The sequence below is a fragment of the Vogesella sp. EB genome, assembly GCF_001037925.1.
In the GTDB taxonomy this organism is placed as follows: domain Bacteria; phylum Pseudomonadota; class Gammaproteobacteria; order Burkholderiales; family Chromobacteriaceae; genus Vogesella; species Vogesella indigofera.
The window spans coordinates 51,668-77,468 of the sequence record NZ_LFDT01000010.1; the positions used below are offsets into that span (position 1 = coordinate 51,668).

The 25,801-nt window shown below is 65.1% G+C and carries 27 protein-coding genes; 10 read left to right on the forward strand and 17 right to left on the reverse strand.

Features of this window, described 5'->3' with window-relative positions:
• Positions 1-3: 3 nt before the first annotated feature.
• Complete coding sequence (queA, locus tag ACG97_RS08035; protein ID WP_047966834.1) at positions 4-1,029, reverse strand: tRNA preQ1(34) S-adenosylmethionine ribosyltransferase-isomerase QueA; 1,026 nt, start codon at positions 1,027-1,029, stop codon at positions 4-6.
• A gap of 278 nt (positions 1,030-1,307) precedes the next feature.
• Between queA and aroQ the strand changes: the two genes are divergently transcribed.
• The 6 genes from aroQ to ACG97_RS08065 all read left to right on the forward strand — a co-directional run bounded on the left by aroQ (position 1,308) and on the right by ACG97_RS08065 (position 6,518).
• On the forward strand, positions 1,308-1,757 hold the full coding sequence (gene aroQ, locus ACG97_RS08040; RefSeq protein WP_047966835.1) for a type II 3-dehydroquinate dehydratase: 450 nt from the start codon (positions 1,308-1,310) through the stop codon (positions 1,755-1,757).
• Between the two features lie 28 nt (positions 1,758-1,785).
• Positions 1,786-2,244 (forward strand): acetyl-CoA carboxylase biotin carboxyl carrier protein, encoded by a 459-nt coding sequence (gene accB, locus ACG97_RS08045; protein WP_047966836.1) that lies wholly within the window; start codon positions 1,786-1,788, stop codon positions 2,242-2,244.
• A gap of 151 nt (positions 2,245-2,395) precedes the next feature.
• Positions 2,396-3,751: an acetyl-CoA carboxylase biotin carboxylase subunit gene (accC, locus tag ACG97_RS08050; protein WP_047966837.1), complete on the forward strand. Its 1,356-nt coding sequence runs from the start codon at positions 2,396-2,398 to the stop codon at positions 3,749-3,751.
• 4 nt (positions 3,752-3,755) lie between these two features.
• Positions 3,756-4,646: a 50S ribosomal protein L11 methyltransferase gene (gene prmA / locus ACG97_RS08055; protein ID WP_047966838.1), complete on the forward strand. Its 891-nt coding sequence runs from the start codon at positions 3,756-3,758 to the stop codon at positions 4,644-4,646.
• 3 nt (positions 4,647-4,649) lie between these two features.
• Complete coding sequence (locus tag ACG97_RS08060; protein ID WP_047966839.1) at positions 4,650-5,852, forward strand: DUF3426 domain-containing protein; 1,203 nt, start codon at positions 4,650-4,652, stop codon at positions 5,850-5,852.
• Between the two features lie 132 nt (positions 5,853-5,984).
• A complete protein-coding gene (locus ACG97_RS08065) occupies positions 5,985-6,518 on the forward strand; it encodes a redoxin family protein (protein ID WP_047966840.1) in 534 nt (177 codons plus the stop codon).
• Positions 6,519-6,592: 74 nt separating this feature from the next.
• Here ACG97_RS08065 and ACG97_RS08070 read toward each other — a convergent pair whose 3' ends face one another.
• The 7 genes from ACG97_RS08070 to hemE all read right to left on the reverse strand — a co-directional run bounded on the left by ACG97_RS08070 (position 6,593) and on the right by hemE (position 13,888).
• The gene (locus tag ACG97_RS08070) at positions 6,593-7,594 is read right to left on the reverse strand and encodes an NAD(P)H-dependent glycerol-3-phosphate dehydrogenase (protein WP_047966841.1); all 1,002 of its coding nucleotides are present in this window, start codon (positions 7,592-7,594) and stop codon (positions 6,593-6,595) included.
• 8 nt (positions 7,595-7,602) lie between these two features.
• On the reverse strand, positions 7,603-7,983 hold the full coding sequence (locus tag ACG97_RS08075; RefSeq protein ID WP_238377293.1) for an SH3 domain-containing protein: 381 nt from the start codon (positions 7,981-7,983) through the stop codon (positions 7,603-7,605).
• A 68-nt stretch (positions 7,984-8,051) separates the two neighbouring features.
• Positions 8,052-8,504, reverse strand: coding sequence for a protein-export chaperone SecB (gene secB, locus ACG97_RS08080; protein ID WP_047966843.1), 453 nt, complete (start codon positions 8,502-8,504; stop codon positions 8,052-8,054).
• 84 nt (positions 8,505-8,588) lie between these two features.
• Positions 8,589-8,846 (reverse strand): glutaredoxin 3, encoded by a 258-nt coding sequence (grxC, locus tag ACG97_RS08085; RefSeq protein WP_047966844.1) that lies wholly within the window; start codon positions 8,844-8,846, stop codon positions 8,589-8,591.
• 64 nt (positions 8,847-8,910) lie between these two features.
• The gene (gene dacB / locus ACG97_RS08090; protein ID WP_238377294.1) at positions 8,911-10,290 is read right to left on the reverse strand and encodes a D-alanyl-D-alanine carboxypeptidase/D-alanyl-D-alanine-endopeptidase; all 1,380 of its coding nucleotides are present in this window, start codon (positions 10,288-10,290) and stop codon (positions 8,911-8,913) included.
• On the reverse strand, positions 10,287-12,464 hold the full coding sequence (locus ACG97_RS08095; RefSeq protein ID WP_238377295.1) for a primosomal protein N': 2,178 nt from the start codon (positions 12,462-12,464) through the stop codon (positions 10,287-10,289). The genes dacB and ACG97_RS08095 overlap by 4 nt, the downstream gene beginning before the upstream one ends.
• 359 nt (positions 12,465-12,823) lie before the next feature.
• Entirely contained in the window at positions 12,824-13,888 is a 1,065-nt protein-coding gene (hemE, locus tag ACG97_RS08100; protein WP_047966846.1) for a uroporphyrinogen decarboxylase, read from the reverse strand.
• Between the two features lie 188 nt (positions 13,889-14,076).
• Between hemE and ACG97_RS08105 the strand changes: the two genes are divergently transcribed.
• Positions 14,077-14,895, forward strand: a complete 819-nt coding sequence (locus ACG97_RS08105; RefSeq protein ID WP_047966847.1) for a mechanosensitive ion channel family protein — start codon at positions 14,077-14,079, stop codon at positions 14,893-14,895.
• A gap of 81 nt (positions 14,896-14,976) precedes the next feature.
• On the opposite strand, the gene ACG97_RS08110 is transcribed toward ACG97_RS08105, so the two are convergent.
• The 7 genes from ACG97_RS08110 to ACG97_RS18255 all read right to left on the reverse strand — a co-directional run bounded on the left by ACG97_RS08110 (position 14,977) and on the right by ACG97_RS18255 (position 22,622).
• Positions 14,977-18,099 (reverse strand): efflux RND transporter permease subunit, encoded by a 3,123-nt coding sequence (locus ACG97_RS08110; RefSeq protein WP_047966848.1) that lies wholly within the window; start codon positions 18,097-18,099, stop codon positions 14,977-14,979.
• Between the two features lie 15 nt (positions 18,100-18,114).
• Positions 18,115-19,221, reverse strand: a complete 1,107-nt coding sequence (locus ACG97_RS08115; RefSeq protein WP_053068111.1) for an efflux RND transporter periplasmic adaptor subunit — start codon at positions 19,219-19,221, stop codon at positions 18,115-18,117.
• Positions 19,222-19,400: 179 nt separating this feature from the next.
• Positions 19,401-20,663 carry a murein transglycosylase A gene (locus ACG97_RS08120; RefSeq protein ID WP_047966849.1) on the reverse strand — a complete coding sequence of 421 codons (1,263 nt, stop codon included), beginning with the start codon at positions 20,661-20,663 and terminating at the stop codon, positions 19,401-19,403.
• Positions 20,664-20,794: 131 nt separating this feature from the next.
• A complete protein-coding gene (locus ACG97_RS08125) occupies positions 20,795-21,334 on the reverse strand; it encodes a glutathione peroxidase (protein WP_047966850.1) in 540 nt (179 codons plus the stop codon).
• 179 nt (positions 21,335-21,513) lie between these two features.
• A complete protein-coding gene (trxA, locus tag ACG97_RS08130) occupies positions 21,514-21,879 on the reverse strand; it encodes a thioredoxin (protein WP_047966851.1) in 366 nt (121 codons plus the stop codon).
• A 233-nt stretch (positions 21,880-22,112) separates the two neighbouring features.
• Positions 22,113-22,370, reverse strand: a complete 258-nt coding sequence (locus ACG97_RS18250) for a hypothetical protein (RefSeq protein WP_369793035.1) — start codon at positions 22,368-22,370, stop codon at positions 22,113-22,115.
• A gap of 12 nt (positions 22,371-22,382) precedes the next feature.
• Positions 22,383-22,622, reverse strand: a complete 240-nt coding sequence (locus ACG97_RS18255; protein ID WP_053068113.1) for a phage integrase N-terminal SAM-like domain-containing protein — start codon at positions 22,620-22,622, stop codon at positions 22,383-22,385.
• On the opposite strand from ACG97_RS18255, the gene ACG97_RS17760 reads away from it, so the two are divergent.
• From ACG97_RS17760 to ACG97_RS17580, 3 genes are all read left to right on the forward strand, one after another.
• Entirely contained in the window at positions 22,542-22,856 is a 315-nt protein-coding gene (locus tag ACG97_RS17760) for a hypothetical protein (protein WP_162199003.1), read from the forward strand. The genes ACG97_RS18255 and ACG97_RS17760 overlap by 81 nt on opposite strands.
• A gap of 38 nt (positions 22,857-22,894) precedes the next feature.
• Positions 22,895-23,311 carry a hypothetical protein gene (locus ACG97_RS08140; protein ID WP_047966852.1) on the forward strand — a complete coding sequence of 139 codons (417 nt, stop codon included), beginning with the start codon at positions 22,895-22,897 and terminating at the stop codon, positions 23,309-23,311.
• A 92-nt stretch (positions 23,312-23,403) separates the two neighbouring features.
• Entirely contained in the window at positions 23,404-24,072 is a 669-nt protein-coding gene (locus ACG97_RS17580) for a hypothetical protein (protein WP_156167995.1), read from the forward strand.
• Between the two features lie 140 nt (positions 24,073-24,212).
• Here the strand turns inward: ACG97_RS17580 and ACG97_RS08145 are convergent, their stop codons facing one another.
• Positions 24,213-25,160 carry a class I SAM-dependent methyltransferase gene (locus tag ACG97_RS08145; RefSeq protein ID WP_047966853.1) on the reverse strand — a complete coding sequence of 316 codons (948 nt, stop codon included), beginning with the start codon at positions 25,158-25,160 and terminating at the stop codon, positions 24,213-24,215.
• A gap of 86 nt (positions 25,161-25,246) precedes the next feature.
• Complete coding sequence (gene coaD, locus ACG97_RS08150; protein WP_047966854.1) at positions 25,247-25,792, reverse strand: pantetheine-phosphate adenylyltransferase; 546 nt, start codon at positions 25,790-25,792, stop codon at positions 25,247-25,249.
• Positions 25,793-25,801: the final 9 nt, after the last annotated feature.

Consider the following 25,801-nt stretch of genomic DNA (forward strand, 5'->3'; position numbering starts at 1 on the left):
GCATCACTCCTTGCGGGTTAGCAGCATGGCATCGCCATAGCTGAAGAAACGGTATTCCTGCGCCACCGCGTGGGCATAGGCGGCGCGCATTTCCTCGTAACCGGCAAACGCCGACACCAGCATCAGCAGCGTCGACTTCGGCAGGTGGAAATTGGTCAGCAGCTTGTCCACCACGTTGAAGCGGTAGCCGGGGGTGATGAAGATGTCGGTTTCGCCGCGACCGGCGCGCAACACGCCGTCCGGCCGTGCCGCCGATTCCAGTGCGCGCATGCTGGTGGTGCCCACCGCCAGCACCTTGCGGCCAACCTTGTGCGCGGCGTCGATGGCGTCCACCGTCGCCTGCGGAATGTCGTAGATCTCGCTGTGCATTTTGTGCTCGGCGATGTTCTCCACCCGCACCGGCTGGAAGGTGCCGGCGCCGACGTGCAGCGTCACGCTGCACAGGATCACGCCCTTGTCGCGCAGCGTCTGCAGCATGGCGTCGGTAAAGTGCAGGCCGGCGGTCGGCGCGGCCACCGCGCCCTTCTCCCGTGCGTACACCGTCTGGTAGCGCTCGTCGTCGTCGCCGTCGGTGTCGCGCTCGATATAAGGAGGCAGCGGCAGCTTGCCGGAGGCATCGAGGATGTCGAACACGTTGGCCGCATCCAGAAAGCGCAGCTTGAACAGCTCGCCGGCGCGCTCGACCATCTCCGCCTGCCAGCGGCCGGCAAACACCAGCCGCGTGCCCGGCTTCGGCGACTTGCTGGCGCGCACGTGCGCCAGCACCTCGTGCTCGTTCAGCACCCGCTCCACCAGCGCCTCGATCTTACCGCCGCTGGCCTTCTCGCCAAACAGGCGCGCCTTGATCACGCGGGTATCGTTGAAGACCAGCACGTCGCCGGCGTCGAGGGCGTCGGCGATGGCGGCAAAGTGATCATCCTGCAACACCCGCCCGTTGACGCGCAGCAGACGGCTGCCGCCGCGTTCGGCCGGCGGATGCTGGGCAATCAGGTGTTCGGGCAGGTGGTAATCGAAATCGGAAACAAGCATGACAGGCATCTTCAAGGAAACCGGCGGATTATACCTTTCGAGCGCGTTTGCCGCACAGCGTTCCGCCGGCGGCATCACTTGCCCCAGATCAAGTCATCGCCGGCGACAAGGCGGCAAGCTGCCGTGTCGCGGGAACCGGCGCTGGGATTTTTACTCCAAACCACCACAATTTTCCGCCACCGCAAAAAGCAAACGCGCGTTTGAAATACTGCAAATACTGGACATCGTGCTGACAATTGCGGCAAACTCGCGCCCATATCAAAACCGAGACTGCTACCTTGACCCGAAAAATCCTTGTGCTGCACGGCCCCAATCTGAATCTCCTCGGACTGCGCGAGCCACAGCATTATGGCCGGGACACACTGGACGACATCAACCGTCGTCTGCAGGAACAGGCCGCTGCGGCCGGTATTGAACTGGATTCGCTGCAAAGCAACGCCGAGTCCGTACTGATCGACCGCATCCACGCCTGTCTCGGTGACGGCACCGATCTGGTCATCATCAATCCGGCCGCATTCACCCATACCAGCGTCGCCCTGCGCGATGCCCTGGCCGGTGTCAAGGTACCGTTCATCGAAGTTCACCTGTCGAACGTCCACGCCCGCGAAGCCTTCCGCCACCATTCCTATTTCTCGGATCTGGCGATCGGCGTCATTTGCGGTCTGGGCGCACACGGCTACGAGCTGGCCCTGGCCCACGCGATCAAGCGTCTGGCACAGCCGGCATAAACACCCGAATACCTAAAGAAGGAAAACCATGGACCTGCGCAAACTGAAAAAGCTGATTGATCTGGTCGAAGAGTCCGGCATTGCCGAACTGGAAGTGACCGAAGGCGAAGAAAAAGTCCGCATTACCCGCGTTTCCCCGAACAGCACCGTGCACTACGCACAGCCGATGACCATGCAGGTGCCGCAGCACGCCGCACCAGCCGCCGCGCCGGCCGCCGCCGAAGCACCGGCCGTGGTATCGGTGGCCAACAACCCCGGCACCGTCAAGTCGCCGATGGTCGGTACCTTCTACCGTCGCCCTAGCCCGCAATCGACCCCGTTCGTTGAAGTTGGCCAGCAGGTCAATGTCGGCGACACGCTGTGCATCATCGAAGCGATGAAGCTGATGAACGAGATCGAGGCCGAGCGCGCCGGCGTGGTGAAAGCCATCCTGATCGAAGAAGGCCAGCCGGTCGAGTTCGGCGAGCCGATGTTCATCATCGAATAAGCAGCCTGCCGCACGACATGCTGAACACAGGGCACGCCAGTCTGGTCAGTGCCCTTGTTGTTTGACGCACCGTTTACGGGAAAAACCCCAGCCTGCGCACGGCGCCCGGTCCAGATCGCACACCGGCGCGCGCCCTGCAGTGGAGAAATACATGTTTGAAAAGATCCTGATTGCAAACCGCGGCGAAATCGCCCTGCGCATCCAGCGCGCCTGCCGCGAAATGGGCATCAAGACCGTGGTGGTGCACTCCGAGGCCGACCGCGAAGCCAAGTACGTGAAGCTGGCCGACGAATCGGTCTGCATCGGCCCGGCCTCCTCGACCCTCAGCTACCTGAACGTGCCGGCGCTGATCGCCGCCGCCGAAGTCACCGACGCGCAGGCGATCCACCCCGGCTACGGCTTCCTGTCAGAAAACGCCGACTTTGCCGAACGCGTCGAGCAGTCCGGCTTCGTGTTCATCGGCCCGCGCTCGGAAACCATCCGCCTGATGGGCGACAAGGTGTCCGCCAAGCAGGCGATGATCGAAGCCGGCGTGCCGACGGTACCCGGCGTCGCCGGTGCGCTGCCGGATGATCCGGCCGAAATCACCAAGATCGCCCGCAAGATCGGCTTCCCGGTGATCATCAAGGCCTCCGGCGGTGGTGGCGGTCGCGGCATGCGCGTGGTGCACACCGAAGCCGCGCTGATCAACTCGGTGAACATGACCCGTACCGAAGCCGGTGCCGCCTTCGGCAACCCGACCGTGTACATGGAAAAGTTCCTGGAGCAGCCGCGCCACATCGAGATCCAGGTGCTGTCCGACCAGCACGGCAACGCCGTGCATCTGGGCGAGCGCGACTGCTCGATGCAGCGCCGTCACCAGAAGATCATCGAAGAAGCACCGGCACCGGGCATCACCACCGAGCAGCGCAAGCGCATCGGCGAAGCCTGCGCCGACGCCTGCCGCCGTATCGGCTACCGCGGCGCCGGTACCTTTGAATTCCTGTACGAAAACGGCGAGTTCTACTTCATCGAGATGAACACCCGAGTGCAGGTGGAGCATCCGGTATCGGAGCTGATCACCGGCATCGACATCGTGCAGGAACAGATCCGCATCGCCGCCGGCCTGCCGCTGCGTTTCAAGCAGAAGGACATCCACTTCCGTGGCCACGCCATGGAATGCCGCATCAACGCCGAAGACCCGTTCACCTTCGTGCCGTCGCCAGGCAAGATCGAGAGCTACCATCCGGCCGGCGGCCCGGGCATCCGCATCGATTCGCACATCTACCAGGGCTATACCGTGCCGTCACATTACGATTCGATGGTGGGTAAACTGATTGCCTACGGCGATACCCGCGACCAGGCGATGGCGCGCATGCGCGTCGCGCTGTCGGAAATGGCCATCACCGGCATCAAAACCAATATCCCGCTGCACCAGGAACTGTTCCTCGATGCCGCCTTCCAGAAAGGCAGCACCAGCATTCACTACCTGGAAGAACGTCTGGCGCAGTTGAAGAAAGGCAGTTAATTCTATGGCATGGCTGCAAGCCACCATTCAAGCTGACTCGGCGGTGGCCGAGCGCTTCGCCGACGTCCTGATGGACGTCGGCGCCCTGTCCGCCACCATTGAGGACGCGCTGGCCGGCACCGCCGAAGAGCAGCCGATTTTCGGCGAACCGGGCGAGCCGGTTGACCAGATGTGGCAACACAGCCTGATCAACTGCCTGTTTGCCGAGGACGCCGACGTCGCCGCCATGGTCGCCATGGCCGCACTCAAGTGCGGCCTGCCGCTGCCGCAGTACGAGCTTGGCCGTGTCGAGGAACAGGACTGGGTGCGTCTGACGCAAAGCCAGTTCGACCCGATCCGCATTTCGTCGCGATTGTGGATCACCCCGACCTGGCACCAGTCGCCGGATCCGGCGGCGATCAACCTGCAGCTGGACCCGGGCCTCGCCTTCGGTACCGGCAGCCACCCGACCACCCGCCTGTGCCTGCAGTGGCTGGATGAACAGATCAAGGGCGGCGAAACAGTGCTCGACTACGGCTGCGGCTCCGGCATCCTCGCCATCGCCGCGCTGAAACTGGGCGCCGGCGCCACCCGCGGTATCGACATCGATGCCCAGGCGGTGCGCGCCAGCATCGACAACGCCGCGCAGAATGACGTCAGCGCCGACTTCGGCCTGCCCGACAGCCTGCTGCCGGGCGAGTACGATGTCGTGGTCGCCAACATTCTGGCCAATCCGCTGCGTCTGCTCGGCGGCCTGCTAGCCGGCCATGTGCGTGCCGGTGGCCGCATCGTGCTGTCCGGCATCCTGCAGGAACAGGCCGAAGAACTGGCGGCGATCTACAGCCAATGGTTCGACATGGACGCGCCTGTGTTCGACGACGGCTGGACCCGCCTTTCCGGCGTGAAACGCGGCTGAACCATGAGCTACACCACACAGTGCCCCGCCTGCCAGACCCGTTTCAAGGTCTCCGATGCCCACCTCGCCCTTGCTGCCGGCATGGTGCGCTGCGGGCGCTGTAGCCATGTCTTCCACGCACCCAGTCATTTCGAGCAGGCTCCGACGATAGCCGAGGCGCCGCCGGTCATCAGCACCCCAGCTAATGCGGCCAGCAATCGCCTCGAAACGGTGCCCGACGACGACTTCGAGCTGGAGCTGCCGGACTTTCATCCGGAACGGGATGCGGCCAACCTTGCCGCCAGCGCCGAGCCGCGCGCGGCAGCGGTAGCCGCCCCCACCGAGCCTGAGACCGCACTGGATCTGCCCGACTTCGACCTGCTGCCGGAACCGGAACAGCCGCTGTCGTGGCAGGACCTGGATACCCCACCCCGGCAGGACAGCACCCCGGCCGCCGAGCCGCAGCAGGACATCGCCGCCTTCCAGCGCGCACTGGCCGAAGCGCTGCAGACACCGGCCAGTCGTGCCAGCGAGCCGGTGGCATTGGTCGACGAACCGCCGACACCCACAACGCCGGCACCCGGCCGCCAGCAAAGGTTGGCCGCACAGTACGACACAGACAGCGCGGACAGCCCGCTGCCACCGATTTCCGCCGCCGACCTGGACGACGACGTGCCCGCGCCGGCCGCCAGCAATCACGACGCAGAAACAGAAGAAAGCGACACCGCAAGCACCGCCGACGGCAACTGGCTGCGCGCCACCGCCTTCGGCCTGCTCGGTGTCATCGGCGTGCTGCTGCTGCTGTTGCAGCTGGCCTTCATAAACCGTACCGCGGTCAGCGCCGAGCTGCCGGAGCTGCGCCCCGCCTTCGAGTCGCTGTGCCAGTCGCTCGGCTGCGAGGTGCCGCTGCCGACCCAGCGCCAGCTGATCCGCACCGAGTGGTCCGAGCTATCGTTCGTGCCGCAGCACGAGCACCTGATCCAGCTGGACGCCACGCTGAAGAACCTGGCCCCCTATCCGCAGGCCTTCCCGCTGATGGAGGTGTCGCTGAAGGATGGCGAGGACCGCGTGCTGATTCGCAAGACGCTGAAACCGGAACAGTACCTGTCCGCCGACGACCTCAAGCTGGGCCGCTTCAACGCCAGCAGCGAGCTGAAGATCGTCACCCGCATGGAAGTCCGCGACGCCAAGGCGCTGGGCTACAGCCTGCACTTCTACTACCCCTGATTCCGCCTGGCGCTAAAGCCGGTGTCCGCAGCCATCACGCTGCCGGGCACCGGCTTTTTTCATAAGCTCACCGCCCCGCGCTTGCTTTTCGCATGTTCTGTTCCACCATGAAGAAACAACCAGGAGCAGACCATGACCCACACCCATTTCCGCTATGCCGACGAATGGCTGGCGGTAGAAGGCCGTTTCCCGCAGGCGGGCGAGACCCTGCCCAGCTTCATGCTGGTCGACGAGCAGCTGCGCGACGTGTCGCTGGAGCGTTTTCTCGGCCACGACAAGCTGGTGGTGACCCTGCTGTCGCTGGACGCGCCCAAGGCCGGGCTGGCGCTGCTGCAGGAATTGCGCCGCCAACTGGAGCCGTGGCCGCAGCTGCAGCTGATCGTGATCACCGTCGACTCACCGTTCAGCCTCGCCCGCGCGCGCCAGGCGCACGGCCTGCCCTATGCGGTGCTGCTCTCCACCCTGCGCGGGCGCGATTTCCACAAGCACTTCGGCGTGTTGATCCAGGATGTGCCGCTGGCCGGCATGACCTGCCCGGCGCTGTGGCTGGTGGATGGCGACGACCGCATCGGCTACGCGCAGCGGCTGCGCCACGAAGACGACGACTTCGACTTCGCCGCGCTGCGACAGAAGCTGGTGGAACGCTACTCCACCCTGCCGCGCTAGAGGACAAGCCAGACGTGAAAACCGGCAGCGCCAGGCTGCCGGTGAGGATGTTGCGCTTGCTGCGTAGCAAAGGTTTAGGCGCCGGGGGCATGAAACTCCGGCTTGGGCGAGCGTCCGAGCAGGCGTTCCACCACGTGCTGCGGCGTGGCCTGGTGATAGAGCAGCTCGCACACCGCGGCGGTGATCGGCATGTCCACCTGCAGCCGCTCCGCCATCTTCAGCACCTCGCGCGCGGTCGGCACCCCTTCGGCGACGTGGCCCAGCTCGGCGAGGATGGTGTCCAGCGACTTGCCCTCCGCCAGCTTGAGGCCGACCTGGCGGTTGCGCGACAGCGCGCCGGTGCAGGTCAGCAGCAGGTCGCCGACGCCGGACAAGCCCATCATGCTCTGCTGGCTGCCGCCAAGTGCCACTGCCAAGCGGGTGATTTCGGCCAGGCCGCGGGTAATCAGCGCCGCGCGCGCGTTCATGCCGAAGCCGAGGCCGTCGGCGACGCCGGTGGCGATCGCCATCACATTTTTCACCGCACCGCCAACTTCCACCCCGACCAGATCGTCATTGGCGTAGATGCGCAGCAGCGGGCTGTGCAGCTCGCGTGCGTAGTCGCGGGCAAAGGCGTAGTTTTCCGACGCCAGCGTCACCGCCGCCGGCAGCCCCTGCGCCACTTCGCGGGCGAAGCTCGGGCCGGACAGCACGCCGACGCTCTTGAGATGGGGGAATTCCTCGGCCACCACCTGGTGCGGCAGCAGGCTGGAGCCGGCCTCGAAGCCCTTGCACGCCCACAGCAGCGGCGCATCCACCTTCAGCCGTGCCAGCTCGCGCAAGGTTGGCCGCAAGCCGGCGATCGGCGTCACCACCAGTACCAGATCGACCCCGACCACCGCCTCGGACAGATCGGCCGACAGGTGCAGATCGGCCGGGAACGGGCACTCCGGCAGGTAGCGCCGGTTCAGGCGCGTGGCCTGCATGTCGATCATCTGCTCGGCGTTGCGGCCCCACAGCGTGACATGATGCTGGCGGCAAAACGCGAAGGCCAGCGCCGTGCCCCAGGCACCGGCACCAAGTACGGCTATTTTCATCGTGTTCCTTACAGCCCCCACAGGCCGGCAATGCGGGCATAGCCCACGGTATTGTCGCGATGACGTACCTTGACCCAGCCGCTTTGCGGCGGCTCCAGCAGCTCCAGCGCCAGATCCTTGCCGGCCTGGTACAGCACGGCCGCGCTTTCCGCCGGCGCGGCACGCACCGGCAGCTGTTCGGCGGTGACCAGCAGCATCTGCCGCGTCGACAGCGCCGCCGCCGGAATCCAGGCGATGCCGCCGGTGGCATCACGCACCCGCGCCCAGTCCTTCTGCGTCACCAGCACCTCCACCGGATAGTAGCGGCTGACCACGAACAGTTTCTTGGCGGCAAGGTTGGGCGCCTCGTACAGCGCGACGCCGGTTTCCTTGACCGAACGGAATTCCAATGCAAAAACCGTACTGGCCAGCAGGGCCAGTACGGCTGCAAACACAATGCGAGTCGGTTTCATCGCGATCAGGCTGTACCGGCTTCGGCCTGGGCGGCGCGTTGCTGCATGTACAGGGCTTCGAAGTTGATCGGTGCCAGCAGTACCGGCGGGAAACCGGCGCGGCCAACCAGGCTGGACACGGTTTCGCGGGCGTACGGGAACAGGATGTTCGGGCAGGCCACGCCGAGGATCGGGTCGATGTCTTCAGCAGGAATATTCTGGATCTGGAAGATGCCGGCCTGTGCCACTTCGCACAGGAACATGGTTTTTTCCGGCAGCTTGGCGGTGACGGTCACGGTCAGCGACACTTCGAAGAAGCCGTCTTCCAGCTGGCGGCCTTCGGAAGCCAGCTGCATGTCGATTTCCGGCTGTTCCTGCTCCAGGAAGATGGCGGGTGCGTTCGGGATTTCCAGCGACAGGTCTTTGACGTAGATTTTTTCGATGGAGAATACCGGTTGCAGCTCTTGTTGTTCGCTCATGGTGTTGGATCTCGGTAGCGCCGTCAGGCGCGGGGTTGGAATCAAGTGCGGATCATCGCACGAAAATGATGACAGCTGCGCGCGTCAACCGGCCAGCAGCACATCCAGCTTGCCGGCCGAATGCAGCGCCACTAGGTCGTCACAGCCGCCGACGTGTACGTCGCCGATGAAGATCTGCGGCACGGTACGGCGCCCGGTCAGCGACATCATGGTGTCGCGCGCCTGCGGGTCAAGGTCGATGCGGACTTCTTCAATGTCGGTCACGCCGTTCTGGGCCAGCACCTGCTTGGCACGAATGCAGTACGGGCAATAGGCCGAGGTGTACATGGTAACGGGTTTCATGGTGACGGCCTTAAGCTAAAACAAACAGTGATTATAAGGCCAGTTACCGCGCCCAAGGCAAGGCTCAGGGCTGCCCTTGCAGCTGCGCCGCGTATCGCCCGACCACCTCGCTAACCAGCGCATCCAGCGCCTCCTGCAGTTGTGCCGCGCGAGCCGAGTTGACCAGCACCACGATCGCCAGCCGCTGCCCGGTGGGCGCCTGCCAGTAGCCGGCCAGCGCACGGGCATCGCCCAGCGTGCCGGTCTTCAGCCGCAACCGTGGCCCCAGCTCGGCGAAACGGCGACGCAGGGTGCCGTCCTCGCTGGCCAGCGGCAGGCTGGCGATGAATTCGGCCGCATACGGCCCACGCGCGGCATCGAGCAGGATCGCGCCCAGCTGGCGCGCGCTGATGCGCTCGCGCCGCGACAGGCCGGCGCCGTTTTCCAGCTGCAGTGGCTCGGCGGCGATGCCGCGCTCCAGCAGCAGCGAGCGCACCGCCAGCTGCGCATCGGCCACGGTATCGCCGCTGTGCGGGTTTTCCGCGCCCAGCGTCAGCCACACGCTGCGTGCCATGGTGTTGTTGCTGTACTTGTTGATGTCGCTCAGCGCCTGCGGCAGCGGCTCGGAATCCAGGCGTACCAGCTGGCGCGCGTCGGGCGGGGTGCTGCCCTGCGCGATGCCGCGCGGCCCCTCGCCGCCCAGCATCTGCCAGATGGCGGCAAAACTCTGTCCGGCGTAGCCGTCGTTATCCAGCACGTTGACGTAGCTGGCCGTCCCGTCGCAGGCCGGCGGCAGCTTGCCGCTGACGCGGATGCTGTTGCCGCTGATGCTGACCGCGGCGTGCTCGCGCACGTCGCCGCAACTGGCGGCGGCACCGGGCTGCAGCCGGTTGTCGAGGCGGAAGGCCGGCAGCGGCGGGTCCAGCACCACCTGCGGCCGGCCCTGCTCGTAGAAATAGCGCAGCCATGCCACCTTCAGGTTGGACAGGTGGGTATCCGGCGGCACCGAGAACACGCGCTCGGCGTCGCCGTCGAAGCCGTCGGCGCTGCTGATGCGGCTGAAGGCGCGCTTGTCCAGCAGCAGCTGGCCATCGATGCGCTGCACGCCGCGCAGGCGCAGCTGGCGCAGCAGCTCGGTCAGGCGTGCGGAATCGAAACGCGGATCGCCGCGGCCGATCCAGTACAGGTCGCCACGCAGCACGCCGTTTTCCAGCACGGCATTGCTTTTCAGCTCGCTACGCCAGCGGTAGCCCGGCCCCAGCCGGTTCAGCGCCGCCCAGGCGGTGACCAGCTTCATGGTCGAGGCCGGGTTCATCGCGGCGTCGGCGCGGTGCTCGTCGAACACCGCGCGCCCTTCCACCGGCGCCGCCCACAGCGCCACCTCGTCGGCGCGCAAGGTGCCAAGGTTGGCCGCAAGCGCCAGCGGCGCGACGGCGAGCATGGCAATCACCAAACGTAATGTCACTCAGATCTCCTGCGGGTCGACATCCAGCGACCAGCGTAATTGGCGCGGCGCCTTGCGCGCCAGCGCATCCAGTTGCGGCAGCAGCGCGCGCAGCCAGGCGTGCAGCGCCGCCCGTTGCGGCGCCTCAAGGTCAGCTGTGCGCGCTCGCGGCCGGCAAGGCGCGCCATCAGCGCCGGCGCCGGGCCGAACACGAACAGCGGCGGCGGCAGTTCGCCGCACAGCGTCAGCACCTGCTGCAGGAAGACCTCGGCCTCGTGGTACTGCGGCGCATCGGCACGCAGGATTACCTGGCTGGCCGCCGGTGGGAAGCCGGCCTCGCGCCGCTCCTGCAGCTGGCTGGCGGCAAAGCCGTCGAAATCATGCCGCGTCAGCGCGAGATACAGCGGGTGCTCCGGCCAGTTGGTCTGCACGATGACATCGCCGCCCAGCTCGGCGCGGCCGGCACGGCCGGAAACCTGCAGCAGCTGCGCGAACAGGCGCTCGCTGGCGCGGTAATCGGCGGAATAGAGGCCGCCGTCGCTGCCCAGCACCACCACCAGCGACAGCGCGCCAAAGTCGTGGCCCTTGGCCAGCATCTGGGTGCCGAGCAGGATGTCCACCTCGCCGGCGTGCACGCGCTGGTACACCGCGTCCCACGCCGCCTTGTGGCTGGTGCTGTCGCGGTCGATGCGCAGGATGCGCGCCTCCGGCAACAGCCGGCGCAGCGCCTCTTCCAGCCGCTGCGTGCCCTCGCCCAGCGGCTGCACGTCGGGATTGCCGCAGGCCGGGCACTGCAGCGGCACCCGCTGCTGCGCACCGCAATGGTGGCAGCGCAGCTGGCGCGCCGACAGGTGCAGCACCATGCGTGCGCTGCAGTGCTTGCAGGCCGAGGTCCAGCCGCAGGCGGTGCAGGCCAGCACCGGCGAGTAGCCGCGACGGTTGATGAACACCAGGCTCATCTCGCGGCGTTCCAGCCGCTGCTGCAGCGCGGCAATCACCGGCTCGGACAGGCCGTCCACCAGCTTCAGGCGGCGGGTATCGACCAGGCCGATGCGCGGCAGCCGCGCGCTGCCGTGCGCCCGCGCCGACAGCAGCAGCTTGCGGTAGCGGCCGGCCTCGACGTTGGCCACCGTTTCCAGGCTGGGGGTGGCGCTGCCCAGCAGCACCGGCACCTGCGCCTGGTTGGCGCGCCACACCGCCAGATCGCGCGCGTGGTAGCGCAGGCCATCCTGCTGCTTGAACGAGCCGTCGTGCTCCTCGTCGACGATCACCAGCCCGGCACGCGGCAGCGGTGTGAACACCGCCAGCCGGGTGCCGATCACGATGTCGGCGACGCCCTGCCAGGCGTCGACCCAGCCCTGCAGCCGCTCGCCATCGGACAGGCCGCTGTGCAGGCAGACGATGTGGCTGGCGGGAAAACGCTGCGCGAAGCGCTCGATCAGCTGCGGGGTGAGGTTGATCTCGGGAATGATCACCAGCGCCTGCTGCCCGGCGGCCAGCACACGGGCGATCAGCTGCAGGTAGACCTCGGTCTTGCCGCTGCCGGTGATGCCGTGCAGCAGGAAGGCGCCGAAGCGGCCAAGGTTGGCCGCCACCGCGTCCAGCGCCGCCTGCTGCTCGTCGTTCAGCGTCAGCGCCGCGGCGATCTGCAAGGGCGGTGCCTGCCACGGCAGGATGTCGATATGGCCTGCGGCCAACCTTTGTTTGAGAAAAGCCGTCGCCTGCGGGTGCACACGGCGCAGCGCGTCGCGCGATTTCGGCTGCTGCAGCGCCTGCCACAACTGGCGCTGTACTGTGCTGCGCGCCGATGGCTCGGCGTCAAGACCGGCGGCATTGAGGCGGTAGGACTGGCGATCGGCCAGCGTCACCGCGCGCGGCTCGCGCAGCGCGGTGGGCAAGGCGGTGAACAGCGCCTGCCCCTGCGGATGCAGGTAGTAGCGCGCGGCAAAGCGTACTTGCTGCAGCAGCGCCTCCGGCAGCGGCGGCAGCTCGTCCAGCACCGCCAGGATAGGCTTGCAGCGCGCCTCGTCCAGCGCCTGCGGCGGCACGCTGTTGTCGACCACGCCGCACAATTCGCGATTGCCGAAGGCGACGCGGACGCGCTGGCCGCTGGGCAGTGGCTGCGGATGCAGGTAGGTAAATGCACCACGCAAGGGCACATCGAGCCAGACACTGATGTGCTGCATTGCAGTCATGATTGGACGGACTCCCCGCTAATCCAGCACTGGCGCGGCTTGGCGCCAGCTGTGCACAGATACTGTGGATAACTTTGTGAACAACTGACGAGCCAGCTGGCAAAAAGCACGTCAATCGGGCATTCCATTAGATTGCACAAATTTTAATCTGAAATATTAAATTCAATAAAATCAGATGCTTATATAAATTTCATCTTTCTTTGGCAACAAGCCTTGACAGGCCGGAAAAATGCCCCGTTTTGGTGTGCATAAGTCGTGGAACAACTGCGGCGACAACTGTCAAGCCTTGCCGGCAAGCTTTGTTTATGCATCAAAAAAAGCCACCGCCGGCAGGCGGTGGCTGTGACCGGTTTGACGCGTCAGACGGCGTGGTACGGGCGCGACAGGCGGTGTACGGCGGCGACCAGTGCCTTGGCGTGTTCCGGGTCGGCAAACTGCGAAATGCCGTGACCGAGGTTGAACACGTGGCCGGAGCCGTGGCCGTACGCCGCCAGGATGCGGCCGGCTTCCTGCTCGATCGCCGCCGGGCTGCCGAACAGCGCGTTGGGGTCGAAGTTGCCCTGCAGCGCCACCTGGTCGCCGACGCGCGCGCGCGCCTGGCCGATGTCGGTGGTCCAGTCCAGGCCGACGCAGTCGGCGCCGATGGCGGCGATCTGTTCCAGCCACTGGCCGCCGCCCTTGGTGAACACGATCACCGGCACGCGGCGACCGTCGGCCTCGCGCTTGAGGCCGGCGATGATCTGCTGCATGTAGGCCAGCGAGAATTCCTGGTACGCGGCGTGACTCAGCGCGCCACCCCAGGTATCGAAGATCTGCACCGCCTGGGCGCCGGCATCGATCTGCGCGTTGAGGTAGGCGGTCACCGAGTCGGCGGTGATGCGCAGGATGTGGTGCAGCAGTTCCGGGCGGCCGTACAGCATCGCCTTGACGTGACGGAAGTCGGCGGAGCCGGCGCCCTCGATCATGTAGCAGGCCAGCGTGAACGGGCTGCCGGAGAAGCCGATCAGCGGCACGCGACCGTCGAGCGCCTTGCGGATGCTGGATACCGCGTCGAACACGTACTGCAGCTTGTCCAGTGGCGCCACCTGCAGCGCCTTGATCGCCGCCTCGTCGCGCAGCGGACGGGCAAAGCGCGGGCCCTCGCCCTCGGCGAAGGACAGCCCCAGCCCCATCGCGTCCGGCACCGTCAGGATGTCGGAGAACAGGATGGCCGCGTCCAGCGGGAAGCGCTCCAGCGGCTGCAGCGTGACTTCGGTCGCGTAGTCCGGGCTGGTGCACAAGCCCATGAAGCTGCCGGCGCGGGCGCGGGTGGCGCGGTATTCCGGCAGGTAGCGGCCGGCCTGGCGCATCATCCAGATCGGGGTGTATTCAACCGGCTGCTTCAGCAGCGCGCGCAGGAAGGTATCGTTCTTGAGCTGGGTCATGTTGGCTATACGGGCAGAAAAAGGTTGGCCGCATTATACCCTGCGCCGGCGGCGCTGCCTTGACCTGACTGCGGCATCGCCCGATGTTTTTGCCCGCCAGCGGCGACAATTCATGCAAATGAACTTGTTGCCGGCAATGCCAGCTGCTTAACTGGATGCAGATCCCACCCGTCCGACAAGGAGTTGTCATGAATCAGATCGACCTTTCCCACTGGCAGCAGGTCGCCACGGATTATGCGTTCAATATCGGCGGCACGCTGCTGGCCGCGCTGGCCTTCTGGATCATCGGCCGCTGGCTGATCGGCCAGGTCGGCCGCCTGCTGCAGCGCACGCTGGAGCGGCAGCATGTCGACGCCACCATCATGCGTTATCTCGGCACCACCATCAACGTCACCCTCAACGTGATCCTGGTGGTCGGCATCCTCGGCTACTTCGGCATCCAGACCACCACCTTTGCCGCGCTGTTCGCCGCCGCCGGCGTCGCCATCGGCATGGCCTGGTCCGGCCTGCTGTCCAACTTCGCCGCCGGGGTGTTCCTGATCATGCTGCGGCCGATGAAGGTCGGCGATTTCGTCACCGCCGGCGGCGTCACCGGCACGGTGAAGGAGATCGGCCTGTTCACCACCGCCATCAACACCCCGGACAACGTGCTGACCATGGTCGGCAACGGCAAGATCATGGGCGACACACTGCAGAACTTCAGCAGCAACCCCTACCGCCGCGTGGAACTGAAGGCGCAGCTGGCCGGCAGCGCCGACCCCGCCGCCGCGATGGCGCTGCTGCGGCAGCGGCTGGCGACGATTCCCAACGTGCTGGCGGAGCCGGCGGTGGAGGTGGCGATCCTGGAATTCAACCTGGTGGGGCCGGTGCTGGCGGTGCGCCCGTTCTGCCATAACGACCACTACTGGCAGGTGTACTTCGACAGCAACCAGCAGATCCGCGACGCACTGGGCGGCGAGGCGTTCCCGCCGCCGATGCCGGCACAGGTGGTGTACGTCAGGCAGTAAGGTTGGCCGCAACCGTTCTCAATGCCCAAGGCCGCTGCCGATAAACATCGGCAGCGGCCTTGGCCGTTCGTGCGCGGCGGCTCAGTGCGGCGAGGCCGCCGTCTGGCCGGTTAGCCGCGCCAACAGGCCACGGATGCGGGTGCGCAGGCTGTCAAGGTAGGTGTACACCACCGGCAGCACGATCAGCGTCAGCACGGTGGAGGTGATCAGGCCGCCGATGATCGCGTGCGCCATCGGCCGCTGCGTCTCCGAACCGGCGCCACTGGCCAGCGCCAGCGGCAGCATGCCGAAGATCATCGCCAGGCTGGTCATCATGATCGGGCGCAGCCGCACGCGGCCGGCCTCGACGATGGCATCCAGCCGCGCCATGCCTTCCTTGCGGCTCTGGTTGATGAAGTCGACCAGCAGGATGCCGTTCTTCGCGGCCAGGCCCATCAGCATGATGATGCCGATCACCGAGAACATATTGAGGGTGGAGCCGAACAGCCACAGCGCGACGAACACGCCGACGAAGGCCAGCGGCAGCGCCATCATGATGGTCACCGGCAGCGTAAAGCTGCGGAACTGCGCGGCGAGAATGAGATAAATGAAGATCACCCCCATCGCCAGCGCCTGCACCGCGTAGTCCAGCGATTCCTGCATGCTCTTGCGCTCGCCCTCCTGCGACAGCATCACCCCGGCCGGCAGCCGCAGCTGTTTCAGCGCGGCGTCGACACCGGCAAACACCTCGCCGGCGCTGCGACCGCTGATGTTGGCGGTGACGCTGATCTCGCGCATCAGGTCGGTACGCTCGATCTGGCGCGGGCTGCTGCCCGGCTCGATGCGCGCCAGCTGCGCCAGCGGCACCATATTGGCCTCGCCGTTATCGCGCCGTGTGCCTGGCACCATCAGCACCTCCAGCAGCGCCGCCTCGCGCCCCTCGCGCGGCAATTGCAGGCGCACATCGTAGTTTTCACCATCCGGCGCCTCCCACGTCGTCACCGTGCTGCCGGCCAGCAGCACCGACAGCGTGTTGCCGACGCGGGTGAGATCCACGCCCAGCGAGGCGGCGGCATCGCGGTCGAGGCGCACGTCCAGCGCCGGATCGGCGTCGGAAAAGCTGCTCTGCACGTCGCGCACGCCGTTGACGCGTGCAATCGCCACCATCACCGCGTCGGTGGCCTGGCTCAGCGCCTGCAGGTCGCTGCCGCGGATGCCGATATTGACCGGCTTGCCGCCGGGGCCGTGCTGGCCCAGCTCCTGCACCGAGTCCAGCTCGATTCCGGCCACCCGCTGCGCGCTGCTGCGCGCCGCCGCCATCAGCTGGAACAGGTCGCGCTGGCGCGACTGCTTGTCGCCGACATCGATGGTCAGCTGCGCCTCGTTGCGGCCGGCGCCGAAGCGGCCGCCGCCGATCTTGCTGTCGACGGTGTTCACCTCCGGAATGCTGCGCAGCTGCGCCTCCACCTCGCGCGCCTTGGCGGCGGTGTATTCCAGCGTCGAGCCGGGTGCGGTCTTGAACGACAGGCGGAAATCGCCGTTGTCGGCACGCGGCAGGAACTCGCCACCGATCACCGGCACCAGCATGAAACTGCCGACGGTCAGCGCCAGCGCCGTGACCAGCACCGTCTTGCGGTGCGCCAGCGCCCAGCGGATCACCCGCACGTAGCCGTCGGCGAGACGGTCGAGCGAGGCCTCGAACCAGTCCAGCGCGCGGCCGACCGGGCCCTTGTGGTGATCGCCGTGGCGGTGCGGGTCGTGCCACACCGAGGACAGCATCGGGTCCAGCGTGAACGACACGAACATCGAGATCAGCACCGCCACCGTCACCGCGAGGCCGAACTGGTGGAAGAACTTGCCGATGATGCCGCCCATGAAGCCGACCGGCAGGAACACCGCGACGATGGTCAGCGTGGTGGCCAGTACCGCGAGGCCGATCTCGTTGGTGCCGTCCAGCGCCGCCTGGTAGTGACCCTTGCCCAGCGTGGCGTGGCGTACGATGTTCTCGCGCACCACGATGGCGTCGTCGATCAACAGGCCGATGGACAGCGACAGCGCCATCAGCGTCATCACGTTGAGGGTGAAGCCCAGCGCCTGCACCGCGAACAGGGTGCCCAGCAGTGCGATCGGCAGCGTCAGGCCGGTAATCACCGTGCTGCGCCAGCTGCCGAGGAACAGGAACACGATCAGCACCGTCAGCCCGGCGCCTTCCAGCAGCGTCTGCTGCACCCCGCTCAGCGACTTGCGCACCTCGTCCGACTTGTCGTAGGTGAGCTTGACCTCGCTGCCGGCCGGCATCAGCGGCCGCTGCTCGCCGATGATTGCCTTCACCGCATCGGCCACCGCCACCACGTTGGCGCCACGCGCGGCGCGCACGTCCAGCCCCACCGCCGGCTTGCCGTCGATCAGGCTGATGCTGTTCTTTTCTTCCTCGCTGTCGCGCACCTCGGCCACGTCCGCCAGGCGGATGGTGGCGCCCTGGCGCGTGGCGATGCCCAGCTCGCGGAAGTCGTCCACCGACGCAAGCTTGCCGGCGACGCGCACCGACAGCTCGTTGCGCTGGCTGCTGACCTGGCCGGCCGGGAAATCACGGTTGGCCGCGGCGATGGCGTCGGCCACCTCGCTGACCGACAGCCCCAGCGCCTCCAGCCGGTACGGCTGCAGCTCGATGCGGATCTCGCGCTTGCTGGCGCCGACCAGCTTCACCTCGCCGACCCCGCTCACCGTCTGCAGCCGCTTCTTCAGCACATTGTCCAGCCAGTTGCTCAGCTCGCGCTGCGAACCGTCCTGCTGGCTGAAGGTGTACGACATCAGCGGCTCGTCGTTGGGGTTCATCTGCGAGATGGTCGGCGTGCTCACCTCGCGCCGCAGCCGGCCCTGCGCGGCGCCGACCTTGTCGCGTACCTCCTGCAGGCCGATGGCCGGATCGGTGGACAGCTCGAACTCCACCACCAGCGTGGCGACGCCCTCGGAGGAGTAGGAACGGATGTGCTTGACGCCGTTGATGGTGTTGACCGCCTCTTCCAGCGGGCGGGTGACCTCGCTCTCGATCACCTCCGGCGAGGCGCCGGGATAGGTCGCCGACACCACCGCCACCGGGAAACGGATATCGGGAAACTCCTCTACCGGCAGCTGCTTCCAGGCAAACAGGCCCAGCACCGTCAGCAGCAGCATCATCACGGCGGCCAGATAGGGGTTCTGCACGCTGACGCGGGTTAACCACATAGTGTCACCTTCTCCTTAGCGCGGCAGCGCCACGCGGTCGCCGGGTTTCAGCCCCAGCAGCGGCGCCGCCAGCAGCGTGCGGCCAAGCTCGACGCCGCGCACCGCCAGCACCCGCTCGCTGTCGTTGCGCAGCACGATGCTGACCGGCTGGCGGCGCAGGGTGTTGCCGTCCAGCAGCATCACCCACGGCTTGCTGCCGTCGGCATCGCGCACCGCCGCCTGCGGCAGGCGCACCGCGTCGCTGATTTCACGCAGGATCACCTCGCCGGTGACGAACTGGCCGGCCTGCAGCCGGCCGGCGCGGTTGTCGACGCGCAGGTAGGCATTGAAGGTGCGGCTGCCGGCATTGGCCACCGGGTTGATGCGCAGCAGCTGCGCGGCAAACGGCTCGGTCGCACCCTCGACGCGGAAGTGCGCGCGCTGGCCGGGCTGCAGCTGGGCCACCTGCCGTGCAGGGATACTGGCAGTCGCCTCCAGCTGGCTGAGGTCGGCAATGGCGAACAGCTTCTGGTTGCGGCTGACCTGCTCGCCCGGCTGGATGCGGCGGGCGTAGACCACGCCGTCCATCGGCGAATGCACCGCGGTATCGGCCAGGCTCTTGCGCGCGCGCGCCAGCTGGCTGCGGCGGGCGTTGACATCGCCTTCGCGGATGCGGTATTCGCTGTCCACCTCGTCGAACGCCAACTTGGAAATGAAGCCCTGCTGGTACAGCTCGCGCTGCTTGTCCAGCTTCAGCCGCGCCAGCCGCAGCCGTGCCTCGTCGTTGGCCAGCTGCGCCTGCTGTTCCACCAGCGCCTGCTGCAGCGTCTCGCCGTCCAGCCGCGCCAGTAGCTGGCCGCGGCGTACGGTTTCGCCCTCGCGCACCAGCACCTCGCGCACGCTGGCGTCGATCTCGGCGGCGACCTCGATACTGGTCAGCGCGTTGAGGGTGGCGGTAAACGGCAGGCTGGCGGCCACCGGCGCCAGCCGCGCCTGCAGCACGTCGCCGCGCGCCAGCTGGCGCAACGGCGCGGCGGCGGCCGCGGCGCTGGCGTCATGGCCACCGCCGGAAGGTTGGCCGCAGGCGGCAAGCAGCACGCAGGCAGCAAGACAGGCGCTTCGGAACAGGGTCGGACTGGTCATGGTGACAAACTTTCTCAAATCTGGTGGCGGCGCAGAGCCGGCTCACGATCGGCGGTGGCGCCTCCCGGCGCGACGAGGCGGCGCTGGCAGCGTCATGCCTGTTTATCTGTCGACAAACGCCGCGGTCTCAGCCGTTTTCGCCGGCGTTCGCGGGAGTGCGCGCGATCGTGAACACGCGCTCAGGGACGCGCTACCGGGGTCATGCCGCGCGGCAACAGCAGCCAGAACCTGCCCTGCTGCTTCATGCGGCCGGCGTACATGCCGGCCTCGGTGCCGAAGCCGAAAAAGAAGTCGCCGCGCACCGCCCCGCGGATGGCACCGCCGGTGTCCTGCGCGTGCATCAGCCGGGTCAGCGGCTTGGGGCTGCCGTCCAGCGGCCAGGTGGTGGCCAGGTACACCGGCGCCCCCAGCGGGATGTAGCGTGGATCGACCGCCAGGCTGTGGCCGTCGGTCAGCGGCACGCCCAGCGCGCCGATCGGGCCGCCGCCGCTGCTGTTCAGGGTACGGAAGAACACGTAGCTCGGGTTGACGTCGAACAGCTCGCGCCGGCGCTGCGGGTTGGCTTCCAGCCAGCCCTTGATGCCCTGCATGCTGGCCTCGGCCAGCGTCAGCTGCTGCTGGTCGATCAGCCAGCGGCCGATGGACTTGTACGGGTGGCCGTTCTGCTCGGCATAGGTCACGCGCAGGAAACTGCCGTCTTCCAGCTGGATGCGGCCGGAGCCCTGCACCTGCAGGAAGAACAGCTCGGTTTCGTCCTCCACCCAGGCCAGCACCGGTGCGCTGGCGATGCCCTTGCCGGCGTTGATCTCGGCGCGGCTGTAGTACGGCAGCAGGCGGTTACCGTCGAGGCGCCCTTTCAGGGTACGGGTACGGCTGTCGATGACGAAATCGGCCAGCGTCACCAGCAGCTCGTCGGCGCCAGGCTGGGTCCTGCCCGCCACCACCTGCAGCCGGTTGCCGCCGCTGCGGCGCGCCACCAGTTGCGTCGCCGCGCGCTGCTCGGCGCTGATGTCGAGCAGCAGCAAGTCCTGCGGCACGCCGTACACCGGGTACGGCGTCTGCGCGCTGCGCTGGCGGCTGCCAGTCAGCAAGGGCTCGTAGTAGCCGGTGATCAGCCCGCTGTCCTTGCCGGCGTCACTGACCTGCCACGGCACAAAGCGGCTCTCGTAAAAGCGGCGGATGCCGTCAACGTTGGCCGCATCCAGCGTCGCGGCCTCGCTGCAGACCGCCTGCCACTGCGGGCGGCCGGCCAGCGGGCGGCAGCTTTCGCGCAGCGCCAGCAGGCTCTCGCTGGCCAGCGAGCTGTCCCATTGCGGTAGCTGGCTGAACGCGGCCGGCTGGTAGCGGATGCTATCGGCGGGCGACGATGTCGGCGGGGTGGAAACGGTGGAACAGGCGGCCAGCAACAGCAGGCTGCCGCACAGCAGTAAGCGGTTCAGCATGGAAACAGGACTCTCGGAAAACCCGGAACAGGCATGGGCGGTAGAGCGGCACGGCACCGGAAAGTTCGGATGGTACTGGAACGGTGGCCGGAATAACAATGCAGCTGTCGTGCATCCGGCCTGCGCCGCGCTCAGGGCGTGGCCGGTAGCCGCTGCTGCAGCGCCTTGAGGAAGGCCGGATCATCCGGCCGCGTCAGCGGGCCGAAGGCGATCACCGACTTGCCGCCCGGCGCGATGATGTACTTGTAGAAATTCCACTTCGGCGTGCTGCCGGCCGCGCTGGCCAGCGCCTGGTAGAACGGGTGCGCGTTGCTGCCACGCACGCTGATCCGGCTCATCATCGGGAAATCGACGCCGTAATTGCTGTGGCAGAACTCGGCAATGTCCTTGGACTGTTCCAGTTCCTGGAAGAAATCGTCGCTGGGGAAGCCGAGCACCACCACGCCGCGGCTGCGGTATTGCTGCCACAGCGTCTGCAGCTGGGCAAACTGCGGCGTGAAACCGCACTCGCTGGCGGTGTTGACCACCACGATGGTCTTGTCCTGATACTGGCACAGGTCGGTGCTGCCGCCGGTCAGGCGCGGCACCCGGTAATCCAGCAGCGGCGGGCAGGCCGCCTGTGCCAGCGGTGCCGCCAGCAGCAGCCACAGCCACCATGATTGCTTGCGCATCAGCCTGTCCACCCCGCCTTGCGGCTTAGAGCCGTGTTCACGATCTCGCGAGCTAGCGCGAGACAAGACGAAAACGGCTGGGGAAGCGGAGTTGACATGGGGTCAATGAGCATTCCAAAACCGTTTTCAACGCCGTATCGCCCGCTTGAGATCAGTCGCAGCAGATCATGAACAGGCGCTCAGCCCTGGTCCTGGGCGGCCATGTCGGCGCGCACCTGGTCCATGTCCAGATCACGTACCGCCTGCACCAGTTGCTCGAACTGCGGCGCCATCATCGCGCCGGCCTGGTGGAACACCACGATACCGTCCTTCAGCGCCATCAGCGTCGGGATGGAACGGATCTTGAAGTGGGCGGCCAGCTCCTGCTCGTCCTCGGTGTTGATCTTGGCGAACACGATGTCGCCGTGTTTTTCCGCCGCCGCCTCGAAGATCGGGCCGAACGACTTGCACGGGCCGCACCACGGCGCCCAGAAGTCGAGAATCACCATGCCGTCGCCCTCGACGGTGTCGTTAAAGGTATCAGCGGTGATGTTGACGTAGCTCATGCGGGTTTCCTGACAGGGTAAGCGATGGCAAAGGCCATCCATACCCTGCAAGATGGCATCTTGCCCGGCAAACACAAGCTTTTCGAGAATCGAATTTTTCTATCGGGACGATAGCGGCTCGAACCTCCCCACCTGCGCGGACAAGGTTGGCCGCAAAGGCTACAAGGCATCCAGCGGGCTGGCCACGCCGCGCCCGCCCTTGTTCAGCACATGGGTGTAGATCATCGTGGTCGTCACATCGGCATGGCCGAGCAGCTCCTGTACCGTGCGAACCGCTCGAAATCCACATCCTTCACCCGCAAGCGCAGACACTCCATCAGCCGCATCCCCGTGCCATACAGCAGGCGCAGCTGCAAGGCATGCACACCCGCCACCTGCGCCACCTCACGCTGTGTCAGTACCACCGGCAGCCGCGCCGGACGCTTGGCACGCACCACCTCGTCCAGCCACGGCAGCTGAATCTCCAGCACCTCGCGGTATAAAAACAGCAAGGCCAACAGTGCCTAGTTCTGTGTCGATGCCGATACCTGGCCATCTACCGCCAGATAGGTGAGGAAGGCCGTGACCTCGGCCGCCCCCATCTCGCTCGGATGGCGCAAATGGTGAAAGTGCACGAATCGTCGTACCCAATCCACATAGAAACGCTCGGTACGTAGGCTGTAATGCCTGAACCGCAAACGTGCACGCAGCAAATCGAGCAAATGCGGCTGCGCAGTCCCGTCCTGATGTGTATTTTCTGGCATGACACCACCACAAGCCCTGAAAAACAAGGAAATATGCCAAAGCCATTAACAGATATACACAGCCGCAACCGAAATAGACAGCCGAAAGTATGGTTTCGCCAGACGCGGATACCAAAACAGCCCCGTCTGGCTGTGTACTTCGCCAGTCCATCTATCGCCAAAGTGTTGCCCGCCAAGAATTTATCGAAATATCATGGCGTGATATACACATCAACCAAAGAAATAGATACCTGAACAGGTGTCTATTACACGTTAGCATTAAGGATAGCCAAGTGCTCAAGCCAGTAGTACAAGAAGAAACCACCGGATGCGGAATAGCATCAGTTGCCAACATTCTTGGTAAAACCTATTCAGAGATGAAGGCCATGGCCAATGCTATGGGTATCCACGCCTCGGATAAATCGTTGTGGTCGGATACCCAGCATGTCCGGCGTATGCTTTTCAGCGCGGGAATGGAAACGTCCATCGATGAAAGTCCATTTGAATCTTGGGATGCATTACCCGACCTAGCCTTGTTGTCCATTAAACATCATCAGGAAGAAGGTAAAAACTTCTGGCACTGGGTTGTGTTCAAGCGCGTCAACGGCCAACCTTTCGTACTGGACTCGGCGGATTACCTGCCTTCCAATGTCCGCCAAGATTTCGATGCTATGCAGCCCAAATGGTTTATCAAGGTCACAAATGCATAACACTACGCTCAACCCCGTTCGCTTCGCTCTCTGGACGCTGCGCGATAAAGCGCCGCGTAGCGCCCCTTACCTACAACGTTAGGGGTCGCAAAGTGAAATTACGGACGACTGCGCTACAGCGCCAGAACCGACGGCAGACGCAAGATTCGGCGCAAACATCTCTGGCCAAATGGCAGTCCATTGCCACCATCGCTGCGTCGATCGCAATACCGCTTATCCTCGCGGTCTTCGGGTTCCTAGTACAACGTCAGCTTGCAACCGAAGGGCTAAAGAAAGACTACGTTCAAATTGCAACAAGCATTCTCAAGGAGAATCCGAACGGTCAAGAGAAGGAACTAAGAGCTTGGGCCGTAGAAGTCTTGGATCGAAATGCCGAAATTCCATTTTCCAAGAATGCCAAGGCAAGCCTAGAGAAGGGATTTCCACTTGTTCGCAGTCAACTTGTTTTCCCCGCCCCACCTGAACCGTGTATGAAACCACCGGAGAAACTTCGGCTCGATACTTTGGTTAAGTCGACAATGAAAGGGGAATATCTTGAGATCGACGATCAAAAGCAATTCGTAATTGATGTCGTTACCGAGAGCGGAAAAGCAGAACAAACATCCCTTCGCTTGACCTGTCTGCAGACGTGGATTCGAGAAATCAAGAAGAGTACAGATGAGTTTAACGCGAAGGAGTATGGCCTCACGCCAGCTGCACCAAGTGCTTCAGAACAGAGTAGCCCCGCAAAGTCGAACCCTAACCCTGCGGTGCAGGGTTAGGCATTAAATCTTGCGGCCAACGTTCCGGTTGCCGGATTGTTGACTAGGGTTTCATCAGGCCGATGCCACATGATGGCGATTCAGCAGAAAACGAGGCGATGGCAGATGCCGCCGGGCGACGGCTTCTGCTGTAGCGGGGGCTATTTCTTGTGACAAATCCGCCAGCACTGGTGGATCTTCTTGTTACGGAAGTCCTCCGGCACCGATTGTGCGCTGATGTCCTGCACCGCGTAGTCGGCAATCAGGCGTTCGTCCAGCGTAAAGCTGCGCAGGTTGTTGGAGAAGTACAGCACGCCGTCCGGCGCCAGCAGCCGCATCGCGCCATCGACCAGCTTGACCTGGTCGCGCTGCACGTCCAGCTCGTCCATCATCTTCTTGGAGTTGGAGAAGCTGGGCGGGTCCATCACGATCAGGTCGAACTGCTTGCCGGCAAAGGCGGCGTCTTCCAGATACTGGAACACGTCGTCGCGGATCAGCTGGTGCTTGGCCGGGTCCAGGCCGTTGAGCTCGAAATTGCGCCGGCTCCACGCCTGGTAGGTATTGGACAGGTCGACGGTTTCGCTGCTGACCGCGCCACCGTTGGCCGCATACACGGTAAAGCTGCCGGTGTAGGCGAACAGGTTGAGGAAGCGCTTGCCGGCGGCCTCGTCGCGTACCCGCTTGCGGGTGTTGCGGTGATCGAGAAACAGGCCGGTGTCGAGATAGGCGTCGAGGTTGACCCAGAAGCGCTGCCCCTGCTCGGCCACCACGAAGTCCTCGCCATCGCGGCCGGTCTTCTCATACTGGCTTTCGCCCTTCTGGCGGCGCCGAGTCTTCAGCGCGATGTTCCACAGCGGCACGCCGGTGATGTCGCTGATCGCCTGCTGCACCGCGGCGATCCACGCCACGTACTCGGATTCCTCGATCTGCCAGCCGGTGTCGTATTCCTGCAGGTGGATGCGCTGGCCGTAGACATCGATGATCAGCGGAAACTGCGGCACGTCGCGGTCGTAGACGCGCCAGGCGTCCAGCTCGTTGCGGCGCGCCCATTTGGCGTAGTGCTTGTAGTTCTTGGCAAGCCGGTTGGCAAAGGCGGAAACGTCAACCATGCAACTTCCTTTTCAATAAAAACCAAACGCCGGAACATGTCCGGCGCCTATTCAGCTCTCGGTGGCGGCCAGGGTTGGCCGCACGGCTAGTCGTTGTTCAGCGCGGCCTGCTGCCGTTCATGATAGGCCACCAGGCGGCGGTATACCGGTTCCGGCACGTACTGGCGGATCATCTGTTCCCAGCCCTGCGGCCCCATCAGTCCCTTGACCATGGTGGAGGATACCTCGGCGTACTCGCGCGGCGGCAGCAGGAAGATGGTGGTGATGTCGGCGTGCAGGTCGGAATTGATGTAGCGCATGGTGCGCTCGTACTCGTAGTCGCTGGCGGTGCGGATGCCGCGAATGATGTAGTTGGCTTCAATGCTCTGCGCGTAGTTGACCAGGAACTGGTTCTCGAATACCTCGACCCGCAGCTTGGAAAAGCCGCGCGTCACCGCACGCAGCATGTCCAGACGCTCGTCCACGCTGAAGGTGCAATGTTTTTCCGGATTGACGCCGATGGCCACCACCACCTCGTCAAACAGTTCCACGGCCTCGCGAATCATCCACAAATGCCCGTTGGTCACCGGGTCAAAACTACCGGCATAGACGGCGCGCTTCAATTGATGCTTTCCTTTGCGACTATTTGTCATGGCGGAATG

Coding starts and splice junctions, on each gene's coding strand:
- ACG97_RS08120 (WP_047966849.1), bottom strand. CDS start 20,663: ATGCTGAACCGCTTACTGCTGTGCGGCAGCCTGCTGTTGCTGGCCGCC.
- coaD (WP_047966854.1), bottom strand. CDS start 25,792: ATGACAAATAGTCGCAAAGGAAAGCATCAATTGAAGCGCGCCGTCTAT.
- secB (WP_047966843.1), bottom strand. CDS start 8,504: ATGAGCGAACAACAAGAGCTGCAACCGGTATTCTCCATCGAAAAAATC.
- grxC (WP_047966844.1), bottom strand. CDS start 8,846: ATGAAACCCGTTACCATGTACACCTCGGCCTATTGCCCGTACTGCATT.
- accB (WP_047966836.1), top strand. CDS start 1,786: ATGGACCTGCGCAAACTGAAAAAGCTGATTGATCTGGTCGAAGAGTCC.
- ACG97_RS08125 (WP_047966850.1), bottom strand. CDS start 21,334: ATGCGCAAGCAATCATGGTGGCTGTGGCTGCTGCTGGCGGCACCGCTG.
- ACG97_RS08105 (WP_047966847.1), top strand. CDS start 14,077: ATGAATCAGATCGACCTTTCCCACTGGCAGCAGGTCGCCACGGATTAT.
- ACG97_RS08065 (WP_047966840.1), top strand. CDS start 5,985: ATGACCCACACCCATTTCCGCTATGCCGACGAATGGCTGGCGGTAGAA.
- ACG97_RS08145 (WP_047966853.1), bottom strand. CDS start 25,160: ATGGTTGACGTTTCCGCCTTTGCCAACCGGCTTGCCAAGAACTACAAG.
- ACG97_RS18255 (WP_053068113.1), bottom strand. CDS start 22,622: ATGCCAGAAAATACACATCAGGACGGGACTGCGCAGCCGCATTTGCTC.
- hemE (WP_047966846.1), bottom strand. CDS start 13,888: ATGACCCAGCTCAAGAACGATACCTTCCTGCGCGCGCTGCTGAAGCAG.
- queA (WP_047966834.1), bottom strand. CDS start 1,029: ATGCTTGTTTCCGATTTCGATTACCACCTGCCCGAACACCTGATTGCC.
- accC (WP_047966837.1), top strand. CDS start 2,396: ATGTTTGAAAAGATCCTGATTGCAAACCGCGGCGAAATCGCCCTGCGC.
- ACG97_RS08110 (WP_047966848.1), bottom strand. CDS start 18,099: ATGTGGTTAACCCGCGTCAGCGTGCAGAACCCCTATCTGGCCGCCGTG.
- ACG97_RS08070 (WP_047966841.1), bottom strand. CDS start 7,594: ATGAAAATAGCCGTACTTGGTGCCGGTGCCTGGGGCACGGCGCTGGCC.
- prmA (WP_047966838.1), top strand. CDS start 3,756: ATGGCATGGCTGCAAGCCACCATTCAAGCTGACTCGGCGGTGGCCGAG.
- ACG97_RS08095 (WP_238377295.1), bottom strand. CDS start 12,464: ATGACTGCAATGCAGCACATCAGTGTCTGGCTCGATGTGCCCTTGCGT.
- ACG97_RS17760 (WP_162199003.1), top strand. CDS start 22,542: ATGCCTGAACCGCAAACGTGCACGCAGCAAATCGAGCAAATGCGGCTG.
- ACG97_RS08115 (WP_053068111.1), bottom strand. CDS start 19,221: ATGACCAGTCCGACCCTGTTCCGAAGCGCCTGTCTTGCTGCCTGCGTG.
- ACG97_RS08060 (WP_047966839.1), top strand. CDS start 4,650: ATGAGCTACACCACACAGTGCCCCGCCTGCCAGACCCGTTTCAAGGTC.
- trxA (WP_047966851.1), bottom strand. CDS start 21,879: ATGAGCTACGTCAACATCACCGCTGATACCTTTAACGACACCGTCGAG.